The sequence below is a fragment of the Campylobacter bilis genome (genome assembly GCF_016806695.1).
In the GTDB taxonomy this organism is placed as follows: domain Bacteria; phylum Campylobacterota; class Campylobacteria; order Campylobacterales; family Campylobacteraceae; genus Campylobacter_D; species Campylobacter_D bilis.
On sequence record NZ_WUED01000004.1, the window covers coordinates 49,053 to 68,185 of the forward strand.

General features: G+C 31.8%; 19 protein-coding genes and 1 pseudogene. 18 read left to right on the forward strand and 2 right to left on the reverse strand.

Translation table 11 applies throughout. The features are described 5' to 3' along the window. The first annotated feature begins 257 nt into the window (after window positions 1-257). The 17 genes and pseudogenes from GRQ01_RS02615 to GRQ01_RS02685 all read left to right on the forward strand — a co-directional run bounded on the left by GRQ01_RS02615 (window position 258) and on the right by GRQ01_RS02685 (window position 15,095). On the forward strand, window positions 258-1,439 hold the full coding sequence (locus GRQ01_RS02615) for an acetyl-CoA C-acetyltransferase (RefSeq protein WP_158334290.1): 1,182 nt from the start codon (window positions 258-260) through the stop codon (window positions 1,437-1,439). A 2-nt stretch (window positions 1,440-1,441) separates the two neighbouring features. After that, the gene (locus GRQ01_RS02620; protein ID WP_158334291.1) at window positions 1,442-2,131 is read left to right on the forward strand and encodes a CoA transferase subunit A; all 690 of its coding nucleotides are present in this window, start codon (window positions 1,442-1,444) and stop codon (window positions 2,129-2,131) included. A 3-nt stretch (window positions 2,132-2,134) separates the two neighbouring features. Next, window positions 2,135-2,767, forward strand: a complete 633-nt coding sequence (locus GRQ01_RS02625) for a 3-oxoacid CoA-transferase subunit B (protein WP_158334292.1) — start codon at window positions 2,135-2,137, stop codon at window positions 2,765-2,767. A gap of 8 nt (window positions 2,768-2,775) precedes the next feature. Beyond that, the gene (locus GRQ01_RS02630) at window positions 2,776-3,378 is read left to right on the forward strand and encodes a TIGR00366 family protein (RefSeq protein ID WP_227656229.1); all 603 of its coding nucleotides are present in this window, start codon (window positions 2,776-2,778) and stop codon (window positions 3,376-3,378) included. Further along, complete coding sequence (locus GRQ01_RS07745; RefSeq protein WP_324250698.1) at window positions 3,362-3,448, forward strand: TIGR00366 family protein; 87 nt, start codon at window positions 3,362-3,364, stop codon at window positions 3,446-3,448. Before GRQ01_RS02630 ends, GRQ01_RS07745 begins: the two co-directional genes overlap by 17 nt. Next, window positions 3,429-3,548: a TIGR00366 family protein gene (locus GRQ01_RS07665; RefSeq protein ID WP_373451529.1), complete on the forward strand. Its 120-nt coding sequence runs from the start codon at window positions 3,429-3,431 to the stop codon at window positions 3,546-3,548. Before GRQ01_RS07745 ends, GRQ01_RS07665 begins: the two co-directional genes overlap by 20 nt. Next, on the forward strand, window positions 3,545-4,309 hold the full coding sequence (locus GRQ01_RS02635) for a 3-hydroxybutyrate dehydrogenase (protein WP_158334293.1): 765 nt from the start codon (window positions 3,545-3,547) through the stop codon (window positions 4,307-4,309). Before GRQ01_RS07665 ends, GRQ01_RS02635 begins: the two co-directional genes overlap by 4 nt. A 10-nt stretch (window positions 4,310-4,319) precedes the next feature. Then, window positions 4,320-5,603: a GntP family permease gene (locus GRQ01_RS02640; RefSeq protein ID WP_158334294.1), complete on the forward strand. Its 1,284-nt coding sequence runs from the start codon at window positions 4,320-4,322 to the stop codon at window positions 5,601-5,603. Between the two features lie 310 nt (window positions 5,604-5,913). Continuing rightward, window positions 5,914-7,230, forward strand: a complete 1,317-nt coding sequence (locus GRQ01_RS02645; RefSeq protein WP_158334295.1) for an MATE family efflux transporter — start codon at window positions 5,914-5,916, stop codon at window positions 7,228-7,230. Continuing rightward, window positions 7,206-7,849 (forward strand): annotated as a pseudogene (locus GRQ01_RS02650) (M48 family metallopeptidase). The gene GRQ01_RS02645 and the pseudogene GRQ01_RS02650 overlap by 25 nt, the downstream one beginning before the upstream one ends. Before the next feature lie 41 nt (window positions 7,850-7,890). Further along, window positions 7,891-9,411, forward strand: coding sequence for a hypothetical protein (locus GRQ01_RS02655; RefSeq protein ID WP_158334296.1), 1,521 nt, complete (start codon window positions 7,891-7,893; stop codon window positions 9,409-9,411). Then, window positions 9,392-11,581: a carbamoyltransferase HypF gene (gene hypF / locus GRQ01_RS02660; protein WP_158334297.1), complete on the forward strand. Its 2,190-nt coding sequence runs from the start codon at window positions 9,392-9,394 to the stop codon at window positions 11,579-11,581. The genes GRQ01_RS02655 and hypF overlap by 20 nt, the downstream gene beginning before the upstream one ends. Window positions 11,582-11,659: 78 nt before the next feature. Continuing rightward, complete coding sequence (gene hypB / locus GRQ01_RS02665) at window positions 11,660-12,424, forward strand: hydrogenase nickel incorporation protein HypB (RefSeq protein ID WP_158334298.1); 765 nt, start codon at window positions 11,660-11,662, stop codon at window positions 12,422-12,424. Then, window positions 12,424-12,705, forward strand: coding sequence for a HypC/HybG/HupF family hydrogenase formation chaperone (locus tag GRQ01_RS02670; RefSeq protein ID WP_158334299.1), 282 nt, complete (start codon window positions 12,424-12,426; stop codon window positions 12,703-12,705). The genes hypB and GRQ01_RS02670 overlap by 1 nt, the downstream gene beginning before the upstream one ends. After that, window positions 12,689-13,780, forward strand: a complete 1,092-nt coding sequence (gene hypD / locus GRQ01_RS02675) for a hydrogenase formation protein HypD (protein ID WP_158334300.1) — start codon at window positions 12,689-12,691, stop codon at window positions 13,778-13,780. The genes GRQ01_RS02670 and hypD overlap by 17 nt, the downstream gene beginning before the upstream one ends. Then, on the forward strand, window positions 13,777-14,751 hold the full coding sequence (hypE, locus tag GRQ01_RS02680) for a hydrogenase expression/formation protein HypE (protein ID WP_158334301.1): 975 nt from the start codon (window positions 13,777-13,779) through the stop codon (window positions 14,749-14,751). Before hypD ends, hypE begins: the two co-directional genes overlap by 4 nt. After that, window positions 14,751-15,095 carry a hydrogenase maturation nickel metallochaperone HypA/HybF gene (locus GRQ01_RS02685; protein ID WP_158334302.1) on the forward strand — a complete coding sequence of 115 codons (345 nt, stop codon included), beginning with the start codon at window positions 14,751-14,753 and terminating at the stop codon, window positions 15,093-15,095. Before hypE ends, GRQ01_RS02685 begins: the two co-directional genes overlap by 1 nt. 1 nt (window position 15,096) lies before the next feature. On the opposite strand, the gene GRQ01_RS02690 is transcribed toward GRQ01_RS02685, so the two are convergent. Together GRQ01_RS02690 and GRQ01_RS02695 are read right to left on the reverse strand one after the other, a co-directional pair. Then, the gene (locus tag GRQ01_RS02690; RefSeq protein WP_158334303.1) at window positions 15,097-16,062 is read right to left on the reverse strand and encodes a DNA polymerase III subunit delta; all 966 of its coding nucleotides are present in this window, start codon (window positions 16,060-16,062) and stop codon (window positions 15,097-15,099) included. Next, entirely contained in the window at window positions 16,055-17,992 is a 1,938-nt protein-coding gene (locus GRQ01_RS02695; RefSeq protein WP_203121145.1) for an RNB domain-containing ribonuclease, read from the reverse strand. Before GRQ01_RS02695 ends, GRQ01_RS02690 begins: the two co-directional genes overlap by 8 nt. Window positions 17,993-18,109: 117 nt before the next feature. On the opposite strand from GRQ01_RS02695, the gene ilvC reads away from it, so the two are divergent. Continuing rightward, a complete protein-coding gene (gene ilvC / locus GRQ01_RS02700) occupies window positions 18,110-19,132 on the forward strand; it encodes a ketol-acid reductoisomerase (protein WP_158334304.1) in 1,023 nt (340 codons plus the stop codon). Window position 19,133 lies beyond the last annotated feature (1 nt).

Here is a 19,133-nt window from a genome sequence, read left to right on the forward strand (position 1 = left end):
ATTATTAAAATGTAACATAAGGCTGAAATTTTGATTAAAATGTTTAAATAGTGTTGTTTTTACGCGTGTGTTTTTATTTGTTTTTATTATTTTACTTCAATTTTATGCTTAGTTTTTGAAAATGTATAAAAAAGTAACATTATTGATACATTTTTTGATTTTTTGTTTCTTGATGGGTGGTTTATTCTTAAGAAATGTTTTGTTTTTAATATACTTAAGATCGAGGTAAAATTAACTACAAAGCAAAGGATTATTTTATGAAAGAGGTTGTAATAGTAGCAGCTAAAAGAACTGCCATTGGAACTTTTCTAGGATCACTTAAAACACTCAAGCCTGTGGATATGGTCAGTATTTTAAGTAAAAATTTAATAGAAAGTTTAAATGTGCAAACTCATTGCATAGATGAGTTGGTTTTAGGACAGGTTTTACAAGCTGGACAAGGACAAAATATAGCTAGACAAGCTCTTTTAAAAAGTGGTTTAAAAGAGGATAAAACAGCTTTTTTAGTGAGTATGGTTTGCGGATCTGGTCTTAAGGCTATAGAACTTGGTTTTAATTCAATAACTTTGGCTAATGCGTCTTTGATTTTGGCTGGGGGTGTTGAAAATATGTCCTTATCGCCTTTTATCATGCAAAATGCTAGATTAGGTTATAAAATGGGCAATCAAACTTTAATAGATAGTATGATTAATGATGGTTTATGGTGTGCTTTAAATGATTATCATATGGGCATTACTGCTGAAAATTTAGCTAAAAAATATCATATTTCAAGGCAAGAGCAAGATGAATTTGCTTTAAATTCTCATAAAAAGGCCACAAAGGCTATAGAGCAAGGCAAATTTAATGATGAAATTTTAGCCTTAAATATAAAAGATAAAAAGAATGAATTCCTTTTTAAAGAAGATGAATTTGTAAGAAAAGATGCAAGTATAGAAAAGCTTTCAAAACTTTCTCCTGTGTTTGATAAAGAAGGTAGCGTAACTGCTGGAAATTCTTCCGGTATTAATGATGGAGCGGCCATGCTTATGCTAGCTTCTAAAGAAAAGGCTAAAGAATTGGGCTTGCCTATTCTTGCTACTCTTAAATCTTTTGCTAGTGTGGGCGTTGATCCAAGTGTTATGGGTATAGGTGCGGCTTTTGCAGTTAAAGAACTTTTAAAGAAAAATAAACTTGATTTAAAAGATATAGATTTAATAGAACTTAATGAAGCCTTTGCAGCTCAAAGTATAGCAAGCATTAGAGAATTAAAAGCTGATGAAGAGAAGATAAACATACACGGCGGAGCTATAGCTTTAGGTCATCCTATAGGGGCTAGTGGAGCTAGAATACTAACGAGTTTGATTTATGCTTTAAGACAAAATAAAAAAGAATTAGGGCTGGCTACTTTGTGTGTAGGTGGAGGGCAAGGTATTAGCGTTTTAGTTGAAATGAAGGAATAAAAATGAATAAAATTATAGATAATTTAGATCTGGCTTTTAAAGATTTAAAAGACGGTATGACTCTTTTAGTCGGTGGATTTGGACTTTGTGGTATTCCTGAGTATAGTATAGCTAAGGTGAAGGAATTGGGCGTAAAGGATTTAACCGTTGTGAGTAATAATTGCGGTGTAGATGATTTTGGACTTGGGATTTTGCTAGCAAATAAACAGATTAAAAAGATGATAGCTTCTTATGTAGGAGAAAATAAAATTTTTGAACAGCAATTGATCAATAAAGAATTAGAGGTTGTGCTTACCCCACAAGGTACTTTAGCAGAGCAATTAAGAGCTGGTGGGGCTGGGATTGCTGGTTTTTATACTCAAACAGGCATTGGGACTTTAGTAGCGCAAAGTAAAGAGCATAAAGAATTTGATGGAAAAATGTATATTTTAGAGCAAGCCATTAAAGGGGATTTTGCTTTAGTAAAAGCCCAAAAAGCAGATAAATACGGCAATTTGATTTTTAATAAAACAGCTAGAAATTTTAATCCTTTATGTGCTAGTGCAGGAAAAATTACTGTGGCTGAGGTTGAAGAACTAGTAGATGAAATTAATCCTGATAGTGTGCATTTGAGCGGAATTTATGTGGATTTTGTTTATAAGGGTGAATTTTATGAAAAAAGAATAGAAAAATTAACCGTGGATAAAGGATAAAAGATGTCAAAACAGATTATAGTAAAAAGAGCCGTTAAAGAAATAAAAGATGGGATGTATGTCAATCTTGGCATAGGGATACCAACCTTAGTAGCTGATGAAATTAAAAGCTTGAATTTAGAGGTATTTTTGCATTCTGAAAATGGATTATTGGGTATAGGTTCTTATCCTAAAGAAAATGAAGTTGATGCTGATTTAATCAATGCGGGCAAAGAGACTGTAAGTGTGGTTAAAGGAGCTTCTTTTTTTGATAGTGCTGAATCTTTTGCTATGATAAGAGGCAATCATATTAACTTAGCCCTTCTTGGTGCTATGGAAGTTTCTCAAAAGGGAGATTTAGCAAATTACATGATACCTGGAAAATTGGTTAAAGGTATGGGTGGGGCTATGGATTTAGTCGCAGGGGCTAGAAGAATAGTGGTTGTCATGGAACACACTAATAAAAAGGGCGAAAGTAAGGTAAAAAAAGAATGCACCTTGCCTTTAACGGGTAAAGCTGTGGTTCATAGATTGATTACAGAACTTGGTGTTTTTGATTTTGAAGATGGAAAAATGAAGCTTATTGAATTACAAGAAGGAGTAAGTTTGGAGGAAATAAAGGCTAAAACCGAAGCAGAATTTGAAGTGTGCTTATAGGAAATTTTATGTTTTTATTAAGACGTTTTACTTCAGCTTGTGTGTTTTTAGCATCAAAATGCTTGCCTGATTCTTTTGTTTTAGTGGGAATTTTAAGCTTTTTTGTTTTTATTCTTGTTTATTTTTTTACAGGACAAAATGTATCAAGTATAGTTTCTAGCTGGGGAAATGGCTTATGGACTCTTTTGAGTTTTTCTATGCAAATGGCTCTTGTTTTGGTATTAGGTCAGGCTTTAGCTAGTGCCCAATTGATTCAGAAATTTTTAAAATACCTCGCTTCTTTGCCTAAGAGTGCTTATGCGGCTATAGTTTTAGTTACTTTTTTATCTTTAATAGCAAATTGGATTAATTGGGGATTTGGTTTAGTTATTAGTGCGATTTTTGCAAAAGAAATTGCAAAGAATGTTAAAGGAGTAGATTATAGGGCTTCTTATTGCGAGTGCTTATTCTGGTTTTGTGATTTGGCATGGGGTTTATCAGGATCTATTCCTTTAAGCATAGCTACACAAAATGAAAATTTACATACCATAAGTGCAGGTGTGATTAGTCAAGCTATTCCTATTATACTCAGACTCTTTTTTCTACTTATAATTTATTTATTGTTGGGGTGATTCTTGGACTAATATGATACAGCCTTTTTGGGCCTTGCCGGCTTTTAGCTATTGCAGGTTTGGGTGCTAAGGATATTATGGGTTATTGTGTGCTTACTCTGATTTTTGCAGGTTTAATAGTGTGTTGTGGATTATATTTTTTTAACATGAACAAAGGAGAAATAATATGAAAAAAGTTGTAGTTATTACAGGTAGTGCTAGTGGTATAGGTTTAAACATAGCGCAAAAATTTTTTAAAGAAAATTATAATGTGGTTTTTTCAGATCTAAATGAAGATGCTTTAAATCAAACTATTAAAGCTTATCCTAAAGATGAAGTTTTAGGAGTAAAATGCGATGTTAGTAAAGAAAGTGATATACAAAATTTAATCCAAAAAACTTATGAGAAATTCAAACGCATAGATGTTTTAATCAATAATGCAGGCTTGCAATATGTTGCAAAAATCGAAGATTTTCCCACTGCTAAATTTGAACAAATGATACAAATTATGCTAGTGGGTGCTTTTTGCAGTACTAAATATGTTTTGCCTATAATGAAAGAGCAAAAATTCGGTCGTATTATTAATATGGCTTCTATTAATGGACTTATAGGCTTTGCTGGTAAGGCTGCTTATAATAGTGCAAAGCATGGGCTTATAGGACTTACAAAGGTCACAGCTTTAGAATGTGCTATGTTTAAGATTACAGCTAATGCCATTTGTCCAGGCTATATAGATACTCCTTTAGTAAGGGGTCAAATGCAAGATTTAGCAAATACTAGGGGCGTGAGTTTAGAACAGGTTTTAGAAGAAGTGCTTTATCCTTTAATACCTCAAAAACAGTTGATTGATATTAATGATATTGCGGCTTTAGCTTTGTTTTTGGCTTCTGATGAGGCTAAGCATATAACTGGTCAAAATATGGTCATTGACGCAGGTTATACAGCACAATAAGGAGGCTAATATGACAGGTATAATTTTAGGTTTGCTTATTTTAATGATATTAGCTTATCTTGGCTGGTCTATAGTATGGGTGGCACCTATTGCAGCTGGTGTTGTGGCATTAGGTGGGGGGCTTGATTTGTTTGATAGCTATACTAATGTTTATATGGGAGGTTTTGTGGCTTTTGCTAAGACTTGGTTTCCTGTTTTTATGCTTGGAGCAATTTTTGGCAAACTCATGGAAATTACTTCTATGGCGAATTCTGTTTCTTTAGCTATAGGAAAAATTCTAGGAGAAAAAAGAGCGATTTTAGGGGTGATACTTTCAGCTGCGATCTTAACCTATGGTGGGGTAAGTCTTTTTGTGGTTGTTTTTGCGGTTTATCCTCTAGCTTTGTCTTTGTTTAGAAAAGCTAATATACCAAGAAGACTTATTCCACCGACTATAGCTTTAGGTGCTTTTACTTTTACTATGGCAGCCCTTCCTGGTAGCCCTCAAATTCAAAATCTAATCCCTATAAAGTATTTTGATACTACAGCCATGGCAGCACCTATTATGGGTATAATATCTGGATTGATTATGCTTCTTGGGGGATATTTTTATCTTAAATACAGAGAAAATTATTTTAAAAATTTAGGGGAATTTTATGATGAACCGGATGAAAAACATCGTTCTTCTTTAGAGCAAAAAGTTCCTAATTTTATTTTATCATTAGTGCCTTTGCTTTGCGTGGTGGTTTTATTAAATTTATTTTCTTTTGAAATTATTAATGCTTTATTGTGTGGTATTCTTGCAATACTTATTTTAAATGTACATAGATTTAAAGATTTTATCCAAGCTATAAATGCAGGGGCGCAAGGTTCTATTATAGCTATTATTAATACATCAGCTGCGGTAGGTTTTGGTAGTGTTGTTAAAGCCGTTCCAGGATTTCAAACCTTAACTCATTTGCTTTTAGGTTTTAAAACAAATCCTTTGATTTCTGAAGCTATAGCAGTGAATTTATTAGCAGGGGCTACAGGGTCTGCTTCTGGTGGTATGGGGATAGCTTTGGAGGCTTTGGGTGCAAAATATAAAGAAATAGCATTAAATGAAAATATTTCTTTAGAATTATTCCATAGAGTAGCCTCTATATCATCAGGTGGACTTGATGCTTTGCCTCACAATGGTGCGGTTTTGACCTTACTTGTAATTACAGGAATGAGTCATAAAAAGAGTTATTTAGATATTTGTGTGGTTGCAGTCATCATTCCTATTATAGCTTTAATAGTGGGTATAATATTTGCTTATTTTGGAATTTATTAAAAATTTATAGAGTTAAAGACAAGATGATATTGATTTTTGTCTTTAACTCAAAACGAAATTTGCTTAGATTTATTTGAAAACAAGTGTATTTTTATTAAAATAATATCCTTAAAAAAGAAATTTTTCAAAGGATATGATTTTGCTTAAGAGTATTTTAGTTTGCTTTAAAAATCTTTTAAAAATTCAAAGTAAGCAAGAGTATTTTTCTTATTTGATATATGTTTTAAGATGTTTTCAAAAATTAAACAATGCTTTAAAAGTTAAAAAATCAGAAATTAAAATTTATAATTGTTTTTTTAAAGTATGATCTATGGTGAAAAAACAATTTTCTTTGCTTAGACTAAGTTTTCCTATCTTTTGTGATTTATTTTCAAAATACTTAAGTGTTATTATTAATACTGCTATGGTGTCTCATTATTCTAATTTTCTTGTAGGAGCTATGGGAGCGGGCAATCAAATTTTAGATCTTTTTATCACTATTTTTTTATTTTTGAGTGTAGGTTGTAGTGTAGTCATTTCTCAAGCACTTGGAGCAAGGAATTTTGTTTTAGCTAGAAAGGTTATTCATCAGAGTTTGTTTTTAAATATTCTTTTGGGGTTTTTGTGTGCTGTATTGATTTTCTGGCATGGGGAGTATTTGCTTTATCTTTTAAAGATCCCGGATGCATTATTAAAAGAGGGTGAAATTTATTTACGCATGCTAGCAATTTGCTTATTTTTTGACGCTATAGGCATTGTTTTAGCGGCTATAGTGAGGGTTTATAATGGTGCTTATTGGGTGATGCTTATAGGTTTTTTGATGGATGTATTAGTTATTTGCGGGAATTATTATGCATTATATTATACCCAATCAGAGCTTTTTGGAATAGGGCTTAGCAATGTTATAGCGCGTATTTTTGCTATGCTTGCTTTATTTTTTATACTTTGTTATAAATTGCAAATTCATCTTAAAATAAAAGAAATGTTGGCCTTAGAAAAAGAAGTTTTAAGAAAGGTTTTAAATATAGGAGGATACTCAGCAGGGGAAAATCTTTTATGGATAGTGCAATATACTATAGCTTTTGCTTTTGTAGCAAGTTTAGGCGAGGCGAATTTAAGCGTACAAACAATTTATTTTCAAATTTCTATGCTTATTATGCTTATAGGACAAGCAATCAGCATGGCTAATGAAATTATCATAGGCAAGTTAGTGGGTGCAAGATATGAAAATATCGCGTATAAACACACTTGGCGTGCTTTGTATTTTAGTGTGATTGCAAGTGCTTTAGTTGCGTTTTTAAACTATGGTTTTAAAGATTTTACCATGCAGCTTTTAGGGCTTAAAGAGGAGTTAAGAGCTTTAATGATGCCTTTATTTGCCCTTTCTATTTTTCTTGAAATTTCACGTACTTTTAATATTGTTATGGTCAATTCCTTGCGTGCTAGCGGGGATGCAAAATTTGCGTTTTTTACTGCACTTGTATTTATGATAGGGGTTTCTTTGCCTGTGGGTTATGTGCTTTGCTTTCATGTTGGATTTGGGATTTTGGGTGTTTGGATAGGTTTTTGTGCAGATGAATTTTTGCGTGCTTTAGTAAATTCATACCGATGGAAAAGTAAGAAATGGCAAGGCAAAGCACTTGTTTGAAGACCTTGCTTTATAAAGGTGAGATCTTTTTTTATTCTAAAAAACGCATCCAATCTTTAAGATTAAGACTTAATGACAAAGGAGAATGGGTTCTTAGTATACCTTATTATTGTGCTTTTTGGGAGGTTTATAATTTTTTAGAGGATTCATGGGCATGGAGAGTGAAGGCTAAGCAGAAGTTTATACTCAATTTTCTTAATGATGAAATGATTTTTTTAGCTAAAAAATACAAGATCGTTTTTTGCACTCATGCTAAAAAAACACATTTTAATAAAAATACTATTATCACTTGTGATAAAGCGAGTTTGGATTTGTTTTTAAGACAAAATGCAAAAAAGATTTTTTCATTTTATCTTAAAAAATGGAATCAAAAAACAGGCTTGATTTACACTCATTTAAGTATTAAAAATATGCGAACGCGTTGGGGTTCGTGTAATTAGATAAAGCTTATATTAATTTGAATTTAAGACTTTTGCAAAAGAGTTTAAAGGCTATAGAATATGTGATTTTGCATGAATTAGCCCATTTGAAATTTCCTAATCATGGCAAAGAATTTTATGCTTTTATTGAATATTTTATGAGTGATTTTAGACAAAGAGAGAAAGAATTTTTAAGTTAAAAATGTTATATTTATAGTATATTTTTGAAAAAAGGCATACTATGACTTTGGAATTTGATTTTGTTTATAGTGCAAATAATGATATTTTTGAGTATTTGCTACGTTTTTATGCCAAGGATTATTCTTATACTTTAGAAAAGCAAAAGGATCATTATCGTTTTATCATTGATGGGGATGAGGCAAGCTTAAAGACCTTTTGTGATTCTTTAAATTCTATGAGTCATAGTATGTTTTTAAGGCAATTTGATGTAAAAGCTGCGCAAGCATTTGTCCCTTGCGAGTTTAAGCATAGAGATTTTTCAAAATTTGCTTTTATTACTTATTTAAATTCTAAGGCTTATGAAGAGAAAAAAATCTTAAGCAAAAATGAATGGGGTGTGTTTTGCGAGTGTGAATTTGCAAGCGATTTAGAGCAATTTCACATGCTTAATGAGAATAATTTTAATTCTTTTTTGGACTTGGCTTTTGATTTATTAACGCAAGAAAAAAGCATTTTTATAAAAGATAAAAAAGGCATTTATGAGCTTGCTTTGTTTAAAGGGGATTTTAACTGCGATTTTTTGCTTCCTTGTAATATAGCAGCCATTCATTCTGTTTTTGTGTGTTCAAACGAAAATTTGAAATTCCTTGCTAGTCTTGAAAAGCCTTTGATGAAATTAAGATTAAATGCTGTTTTTAGAAAAAATTACAATCTTGATTTTCATGATTTTAAATTAAAACTTCCACAGGATTTATTTTGTTTTGCTTTGGGCTTGAAATTGTTTGAAAAAGAATACAAATTTTTAAGTGTAAAAAAGATAAAAGAATATGAAAAAGACTTTCAAATCATGACTTTAGATGATAAATTTGTGGTTTTAGAAGGTTTTGAGTTTATTAATACTAAGGCAAGGGAGCTGATTTTTTCTAAAGAAGATAAAAATTTAGCCAGGATTTCTTATATACTTAGTCTTTATGGTGAGCAAGCTTTTATACTAGAGCTTAGCAAGGATTATGAAGATATTTTATTAATCAATAAAGAATTAAATTTGCTTAAATTGTCTTTACCTAAAGATTCTAAAGAACTTTATGATGAGATTAGAAAAGATCAAATTGGAGCTAGGCTTTTAGAAAATTTTGCTAAAGAATTTCCGCTTTTAGATGAAAGCTTTAAACTTAAAAATAATTTTTATTCTTTGCTTTGTTTACTAGGAAGGGTGTTGAATTTAGATGAAAATTTACAAAAGGCAGGAGAAGAACTTTTAAAAATTGCTGATGAGTCAAAAATGCCGCGTGGGGTGAAGATTGATTATCGCTTAAAAGAAGATAAAAGCTTTGATTATACTAGAACTTTGCGTTCTACTATGAGCTTTATGCTAGCAGGAGTTGATAGTGCTAATATTGCTTATGGGGCTGTGGAAAGCTTGGCTTATTTTTTGCGTGATACTTATGATGAGTTAAGAGAGAAAAAACAAAGTCAATTAGCGGTGGTGAGTGGATCTTTATTTGAACATAAGGCTTTACTTAAAAATACTTTAAAACATCTTAAAAATTGTCAGCTTAGTGATGTACCCCTTAGGATATAAGATTAAAATTTCAGGTCTAGTCCAAGGGGTGGGATTTCGTCCTTTGGTTTTAGATTTGGCTTTAAAATTAAAGCTTTTAGGAGAGGTAAGAAATGATGGTTTTGGAGTAGAAATTATACTTGCTTGCACTCAAAAAGAATGCGAAAATTTCATACAAAATTTAAAGGCTAGTCTTCCTTCTTTAGCAAGAATAGATAGGCTTGATTGTATTAAAACTTCTGTTTTAAATTATAGCACTTTTAGCATTACTCCTTCTTTGCAAAATACCAAAAGCGTGCCTATATTAAGTGATTTTGCAGTGTGTAAGGAGTGTAAAAAAGAGTTTTTTGATGAAAAAAATCCCCGTTTTTTATATCCTTTTATTACCTGTACGCATTGTGGGCCACGCTTTAGCATTATAAAAAGTCTTCCTTATGATAGGTGCAATACAAGCATGCAGAATTTTGCCCTGTGCGAGTTTTGCAAAAGCGAATACGAAGATCCTAAAAATCGTCGTTTTCATGCCCAGCCTATTAGTTGTCCTAAATGTAAAATAAGTGTTTTTCTTAAAAACCAAAAAGGGGAAATTTTATCCCATGATAAAAATGCTTTTATAGAATGTGCTAAGCTTTTAAAAGAAGGAAAGATTTTAGCTATTAAAGGCATGGGAGGTTTTCATTTAATGTGTGATGCTTTAAATGAAGAAAGTTTAAAAACTTTAAGAATGAGAAAGAATCGTCCCAAAAAGCCCTTTGCTTTGATGTGTAAGGATTTAAACCATGCTAAAAAACTTGCCTTTATTAATGATAAAGAACAAGCTTGGTTAAGATCAAATTTAGCTCCTATTGTGATTTTAAAGGCGAAAAAAACCCTGCCTTTAATAGCACCTGATATTGATAGGGTAGGTATTATGCTAGCTTATACTCCTTTGCATCTTTTGCTTTTTGAGTATTTTGATGGCATTGTGGTAGCAACGAGTGCTAATTTAAGTGGTGAAAGTATTATTAAAGATGAGGTGAATTTGTTTCAAAAGCTTAGCGGAGTTTTTGATTTTTATCTTGATTATGATAGAGAAATTATTAATGCAAGTGATGATAGTATTTTACAAATTGTCCAAGATGAAGCTATGTTTTTACGCACTTCAAGGGGTTTAAATCCACTTTATTTAGAATATGAAAGTGATAAAAAGGGTACTTTTTTGGCATTAGGTTGTGAACTTAAGAATGAATTTGTGATTTTTTATGAAAATAAGCTTTTGCTTTCTCCTTATATAGGGGATTTAAAAAGTGTGGATGTGCAAGAGAGGTTTTTTCAGCTTTTAGAATTTTTTAAGCAAAATTATGAATTGCAATTTGATGCTATATTGTGTGATAAACATCCCCACTTTGCTTATACTAAGCAGTTTAAAATTACTCAAAAAATTGCCCATCATTATGCGCATTTTTGTGCGGCTTATTTTGAATATGAAAAACACTTCATGCAAAATGAAAAAGTTTTAGGTTTTATAGCTGATGGAACGGGCTATGGAGAAGATGGTAAGATTTGGGGCGGAGAGGTTTTAATAGGGAATTTAAAAGAATATGAGAGGATAGCTCATTTTGAGAATTTTACCCTTATTAATAGTGATATTAAAAACATACAAAATTTAGCCTTAAGTTTGATTTGGCATTATGATTTGGAAAAAGAAGCCAAAGAATTTTTAGATAAAATTCCAAAAATTAAGCTTGAAAATCTTAAAAAAATTTATACCCATTCTACCTTGCAAACAAGTTCTTTAGGTCGTATTATTGATGCTTTTGGAAGCATAGTTTTTGGTATAGAGAAAAGTTCTTATGAAGCTCAAATGGGCTTAATGTGTGAAGCTTTTTATGATAAAAAGCTTGATTTTTCTTATAAGCTTTTTGTTCAAAAGGGACAGATTTGTTTTAAAAGTTTGATTTTAGGTGCTTTAAAAGATGAAAAAACTAAGGCCATTACAGGTATGTTAAACGCTTTGGCTGATTTTATCATCACTTTTAGTAAGGATTATGATTTAAAAGTACTTTTAAGTGGAGGAGTTTTTCAAAATAAAACTTTAATAGAACTTTTAAAAGCTAGGGATTTTGAATTTTTTTTACCTTTAAAATACCCTTGCAATGATAGTTCTATAGCCTTAGGACAAATGGTGCATTATTTAAATTTAGAAAAATAAAATAAATTATTTTAAAAACTCATAATTTTTTAATATTTTTAAGGTTAAAATTGAAGTAAAAATTAGAAAGGATAGAAAATGTGTAAAGATTGTGGCTGCTCTATAAATTCATCCCCTTCGCATCATGATCACTCTCATCAAGAACATTCTCATCATGGCGATCATCATGCCAATCCTAGTTTAAAAGAGAGTAAAACTCTAGAGCTTATTTCTAAAATTTTGAGTAAAAATGATGAACAAGCTGCACATAATAGATCCCATTTTAATGAGTCAAATACACTTTGTATCAATTTAATGAGTTCACCAGGAAGTGGAAAGACTACGCTTTTAGAAAGCACGATTAAAGCTTTAAAAGATGAGTTTAAAATCGCTGTGATTGAAGGAGATTTAGAAACTCAAAATGATGCTTTAAGGGTAAAAAATGCGGGTGCTTTAGCGTATCAAATCACTACAGGGCAAAGCTGTCATTTAGACGCTTTTATGGTACATGAAGCCTTACATCATTTAGCTATAGATGATGTGGATTTGCTTTTTATAGAAAATGTGGGGAATTTGGTGTGTCCTGCTAGCTATGATTTAGGCGAGCATTTAAATGTAGTTTTGCTTTCAGTAACTGAAGGCAGTGATAAGCCTCAAAAGTATCCTGTGATGTTTAAAAAGGCAGATTTAGTATTGATCACTAAAGCTGATTTGGCACACCATTTTGATTTTGATATCAAAGAAGCAAGCAAGCTTATTAAAGAGCTTAGTCCAAGGGCTGATATTATAACTCTTGATGCGAAAAATGGTACCAATATGGAACTTTGGTATAAATTGCTAAAATTTAAAAAGGAGCTTTTTTAATGTGCTTGTCTATTCCTTCTGAAATTTTAGAAATTGATGAATTAAATAACGCTTTAGTACAGACTTTAGGTGTGAAAAGAAAGGTGAATTTAGATTTGATTGATGAGCCTTTGCAAAAGGGCGATTATGTTTTAATCCATGTTGGAGTTGCTATGGAGAAAATCAACAAACAAGCCGCTTTAGAAAGTATAAAACTTTATGAAGAAATTGTACAAAAGATGAATTCAGGTGAGATAAAAAGTGATGAGGGAGACTTGGGCTTAAATGAATTTTATCGATGAATTTAGAGATAAAAAAAGCTTTTTGGCTTTAAGAAATTTGATCTTTAAAGAGAGTAAAACTCCTATTAATATCATGGAAATTTGCGGAGGACATACGCATAGTATTATGAAGTATGCTTTGCCTTCGCTTTTGCCTAAAGAACTTTCTTTTATCCATGGGCCAGGCTGTCCTGTTTGCGTTATGCCGCGCAATCGTATTGATGTAGCTATTAAACTTGCAAGTATGCCAGGGGTTATTTTATGTACTTTAGGTGATCTTTTAAGGGTCCGAGGGAGTGAGTTTTCTTTGCTTGATTTAAGAGCTAAGGGCAAGGATATAAGAGCACTTTACTCCCCGCTTGAAGTTTTAGAACTTGCAAAACAAAATCCTAATAAAACCCTTATTTTTTTTGCTATAGGTTTTGAAACAACAACCCCTATGAGTGCATTGCTTCTTAAAAAACTTATAGAAGAAGATATAAAAAATGTTTTTTTGCATATTAATCATGTTACCGTTCCTGCACCTATTAAAGCGATTATGGATGATGAAAATGTAAAAATTGATGCTTTTTTGGGTCCTTCTCATGTGAGTGTGATCACAGGCTATGATATTTATAAGCCTTTAGCCACTCGTTTTAAAACTCCTATAGCTGTGAGCGGGTTTGAACCTGTGGATATTTTAGAAAGTATTTTAAATTTAGTAAGGCAAGTTAACCAAGGAAGCTTTGAAGTTTATAATCAATACTCAAGAGCAGTAAGCAAACAAGGTAATATAAAAGCCAAAAATTTGGTCAAAGAATATTTTAAAACATGTGATTTTGAATTTCGTGGCTTAGGGCTTGTTAAAGAAGGTGGCTTGGAATTAAAAGAAGAATTTAGTGCTTATGATGCAAGCAAAAAGTTTGATTGTACTGTGCAAAGTAAAGATGAAAGTAAAGCTTGCATTTGTCATAAAATTTTAAGAGGTTTGGCTAAGCCTTATGATTGCAAGGTTTTTGCTAAAGCTTGCACGCCTAAAAACCCTATAGGAAGTTGTATGGTTTCAAGTGAGGGTGCTTGTGCGGCGTATTATAAATACTCAAAGGTGCATGCATGAAAAACATTTCTTTAGCGCATGGGGGTGGCGGAGAAGAGATGAATGATCTTTTATCGAAGTTTTTTAAAATCTTTGATAATGAAATTTTAAAAGATGCTAATGATGCAGCCATTTTAGGGAATTTGGCTTTGAGTACGGATTCTTTTGTTTTAAATCCCATTTTTTTAGATGAACAAACCAATATAGGAAAACTTTGTGTTTGTGGCTGTGTTAATGATATTTTAATGGTGGGTGCAAAGCCAAAATATCTTAGTTTAGCCTTAATTTTAGAAGAAGGCTTTGAATTAGAAAAGCTTGAAAGGATTTTACAAAGCATTAAAGAAGAGTGTGAAAAATGTGAAGTCATGCTAGTTTGCGGAGATACTAAGGTAGTACCAAAGGGCAAGGGAGATGAAATTTATATTAATACTACCATTTTAGGGGAAATTATTTCTAAAAAGGAAACTAAAAATATAAAAGCAGGATTGAGTATACTTGTTTCAGGGGATATAGGCAGACACGGGGCTAGTGTTTTAATTAAAAGAAATGATTTAAAAGCCGATATAAAAAGTGATTGTAAGGCTTTAAACAAAGAAGTTTTAGAGCTTTTAGAGAAAAATATCAAAGTAGTAGCCATGCGCGATGCGACACGCGGGGGTTTGAGTGCGGTTTTGAATGAATGGGCAAAACAAAGCGGGAATGATTTATTGATTTTTGAAGAAAAAATCATTATACAAAATGAAGTAGCTGGGCTTTGTGAGCTTTTTGGCTATGAAGCTTTTGAACTTGCAAATGAAGGCACTTTCATACTTTGTGTAGAAAAAGAAGAGGAGGGAGAGGCTTTGGCAATTTTAAGAAAATATAATCCTAATGCAAATATTATAGGAAGGGTTTTAGAAGAAAAAAAATCCCGTGTAATCTTGCAAAATGCTTATGGAGCAAAACGCTTTTTAGAAGCACCTAAGGGTGAGCTTTTACCAAGGATTTGTTAATGCATGAGCTTAGCATTGTAGAATCTTTAATCGAACTTTGCGAAGAACATGTTTTAGCTAATGGGGCTAAAAGCGTGCAAGAAATTTATGTTAAAATAGGGCGTTTAAGTGGTATAGAAGAGGACCTTTTTAAGCGTTGTTTTGAAACCTTTAAAGAAAATTCTTCTTTTTGTAAAAGTGCTAGGCTTTTTATAGAGCTTGCACCGCTTGAAATTTTGTGTTTAACATGCGATAAAACTAGTGTTTTAAAAGAAAATATTTTTAAATGTATGCATTGTGGTTCTTTAGAATATAAGATCACACAGGGTGAAGATTTGCATCTTATGCGACTTGTAATGGAATGATTTAGCTTTTTAAAATCCTTATAAGTTTAAGTAGGGTTGAGATTAGAAATTCTTTTTTCATAAGTTTAGAATCGGTTTTGAGTTCGTATTCGCTTTTTAATAAAAGAGTGAAAATTTCTTTATATTGTTCGATTTTTAGGCTAAAAGCTTGAGCACTTAAGTTTTGCCCTACTTGGCTTGGAGGTGTATAGCCTAAAAGTTCTTTAAAATCTATTTTTCCATTAATTTTAACATAAAGAGCGATTTTAAACAAACGATAAAAAGAATTGTATAAAGAATTAATTAAAGTGATTTCATTAAAATTATCTAAAATTTTTTCAAGTTCACTTTTAAAGTCTTGCTTTTTTAAGATTTTTTCAAAAAAACTTTCAAAACTACCTGTATTTAAACTATAGCAATATTGTTTTATAGCTGTTTCATCTACTTTTAAATCTTTAAATTTATTAAGTTCGCTAGCGGCAAGATATAAGTTTTCATCAAAATTAGTAAAAAGGGTAAATAAAGCATTGTGAGTGATTTGTATGTTTAATTGCTTTGCTTTTATGCTTAAAAGTTCTATGCCTTCTTTGGTTCCATTGGCTTTGAAAAAGCGTACGAAATGAGGAGAAAAAATTTTTTCTATCTCACTTTGTTTGCTAGACTCATCATAAAATTCTAAAAGAAAGAAATTGTCTTTATGATTTTTGCAAAGTTCTATGAGAAATTTAAGATCTTTTATAGGGATTTTCTTAGCAGTTTTAATTTCTAAAAGTTTTTTTTCACTAAAAAGAGAGGCTGTACTTAAAAAATCACTTGCTAGTGAAAAATTATATTCTTCAAAAAAAAGCTTTAAGGTTTCATCAACTTGGTATTTTTCTTTGATAAAATCAGTATAAAGTTCTATTTGGAAGTTATCTGATCCATAAAGAAAAAAAAAGTTAGGAATTGATCCTTTATCAAGTAGGGTTTGCAATTCTTTTTTATACATTTGCTTCCTTTGGATTAAATCTTTGGGTGATTTTTGCATAAATTTTAGCCATTATAATATCAGCTTGTACGATTTGTACTTCAACACTTTGTAATAAATTCACATGAGTATCGTGAAGAATTAGTTTTGCACCTTTGATTTCATCTTCTAATTTAGCTATGCAAATTCCTTCATTTTGCACTACTAAGGCTTTGAATTTTTTGCCTATATTTTTAGCGGCCCATCTAGCAAATTTTCTATCCATAAAATCAAGTGCCACCTTATCAGCCTCTCTTTCAAGTGTGCTAAGGCTTTCACAGGTGCTTTGTATGTTTAAAAGAAGATAATTAAAAAGCTTTTCATCATTTTTTTGCTTGGCTTTTAAAAGTCTGTGTAAGATAAGATCAGAATACCTACGTATAGGACTTGTAAAGTGTGAGTATCTATCAAATCCTAAGCCAAAATGCCCTGCATTGATACTAGAATACTCAGCTTTTTTTTGTGCTTTAATGATGAGTTTGTCTACTTCGGCTCTTAAATTGAGTTCATTGGCTAAGGTCTGTATGTCTGATATGAGTTCTAAGATTTTGCTTTTATAATTTATATCGATTCCAAGTTCACGCAATTGGCTTAAAAGTTTATGGATTTTTTTTGTATCTGCACTTAAATGGTTTCTAAAAATACCTGTACTTATGAGTTTTGCAGCTGCTTTATTGGCTAAAAGCATGCATTCTTCTATTAAATTATGCGAGGGAGTGTCTTTTTCAAAAACCGTACTTTTAAGGTTTAAATTTTCATCCAAAGTCATTCTAAGTTCTTCGGTGTGAAACTCAAAGGCATTTTTAAGGCGCTTTTTGCACAAGGTTTTTGTGATTTCAAAAAGTTGATAAATCCAAGATAATTCTTTTAAATCGGGTTTTTCTACTAAAATTGCATCCACTTCATCATAATCAAAACGGCGCTTAGAATTGATAATGGCTTCAAAAAGTTCTTCTTTAAGCACTTGGCATTTTTCATCTAAGGTGATTTTAAAGCAATATACTAAGCGATCTAAATGAGGCTTTAAAGAACAGATATTTTCGCTTAAAGGACGTGGTAGCATGGGTATGGCAATGTGAGGAAAATAAATGGAAAATCCTCGATTTCTAGCTTCTTTATCAATAGCACTATAAGCATAAACGTATTCACTAACATCTGCAATGGCTACATAGATTTGGCGTTTTTCTTTATCCCAATAAATTGCATCATCAAAGTCTTTTGCATGGGTAGGATCTATAGTGCAAAAAGCCAAAGTCCTTAAATCTATGCGGTCTTGATACATGCTTGCATCCACACTGTCGCCATTGGCTAAAGCTTGCTTGATGCAAGTATCGCTAAATTCGCTATTTTTATTAAAAAGTGCAAGAGAGATTTTTTCATCTATTTTTTCATCTTCTATATGTCCTAAAACTTCTAAGATATTATTGTTTTCATTATCTATTTTTAATACTGTTCCCAAGGGTAAAGCTTTTAGGGATTTTTGAGAAGCTTTTAAAACTGTGCTTAATCCGGTTTGAATATGCATTCCTAGTATGCTTTGGCCATATTTTTTAGTGATGACTAAAGAGCTTTTATTAGCCCTTTTTAAAACCAAAATTACTTTAGCACTAGGACGCTTTTTCTTTAAAGGAAGGAGTTTTACTACAACAAGATCTTTATAATTAGCACCTTTTAAATGCTTGCTTTCTATTAAAAGATCTTTTTTAAAGCTTTCATCAAGGCATTTAAGAAATCCTGTGCCTTTTTGTGAAATATCAATATTTCCAAAGGCAAAGCCGTTGTTAAGATAGTATTTGTTTTTATACTCTTTAATGATATGGTGAGCTAAAAGTTCTCTTAAAATTTGTTTGAAGTCATTGCTGATTTCATGGGCACTTATGCCATAATTAAGACGGTTTAAAAATTCTTTCACTTTTTATACTTTGTAACTTTTTATGAAATTCTTCCATAAAGTTTATCAAAAAAATATGAAATTTATACTTTAATTGTTATAATGATGCCTTTAATTTTTTGAATTTTAGGAGTGATTATGGCAATTATGGTGTATTATGATAAAGATTGTGATTTAAAATTAATTGAGTCAAAAAAAGTAGCTATCATAGGCTTTGGTTCCCAAGGTCATGCACATGCTATGAATTTAAGAGATAGTGGTGTAAATGTTATTATTGGATTGCGTCAAGAGGGGTTAAGTTATGCTAAGGCAAAAAATGCTGGTTTTGAAGTCATGAGTGTGAGTGAGGCTTCTAAACTTGCAGATGTGATTATGATACTAGCTCCTGATGAAATTCAAGCAGATATATTTAACACTCAAATCAAGCCTTATTTAACCAAAGGCAAAGCCATAGCTTTTGCACATGGTTTTAATATCCATTATGGACAAATCGTTGCTCCAGAAGGCATTGATGTGATTATGATCGCACCTAAAGCACCAGGGCATACTGTAAGAAATGAGTTTGTTATAGGAGGTGGGACACCTTGTTTAATAGCCATCCATCAGGATGAAAGCAAGCATGCTAAAAATTTGGCTTTAAGTTATGCAAGTGCTATTGGCGGTGGACGTACAGGGATTATAGAAACAACTTTTAAGGCCGAAACAGAAACCGATCTTTTTGGTGAACAAGCCGTACTTTGTGGAGGGCTTAGTGCTTTGATACAAGCAGGATTTGAAACCTTAGTAGAAGCAGGATATGAACCTGAAATGGCGTATTTTGAATGTTTGCATGAGATGAAACTTATTGTAGATTTGATTTATCAAGGGGGGATTGCGGATATGCGTTATTCTATTTCAAATACTGCAGAATATGGCGATTATATCACAGGACCAAAAATCATCACCCAAGAAACTAAAAAGGCTATGAAAGAGGTTTTAAAAGATATCCAAAATGGCGTTTTTGCTAAGGATTTTATTTTAGAACGTCGTGCAGGTTTTGCAAGAATGCATGCAGAACGTAAAAATATGAATGATTCTTTGATAGAAAAAACAGGGCGTAATTTACGTGCTATGATGCCTTGGATCAGTGCTAAAAAATTAGTAGATAAAGACAAGAATTAAA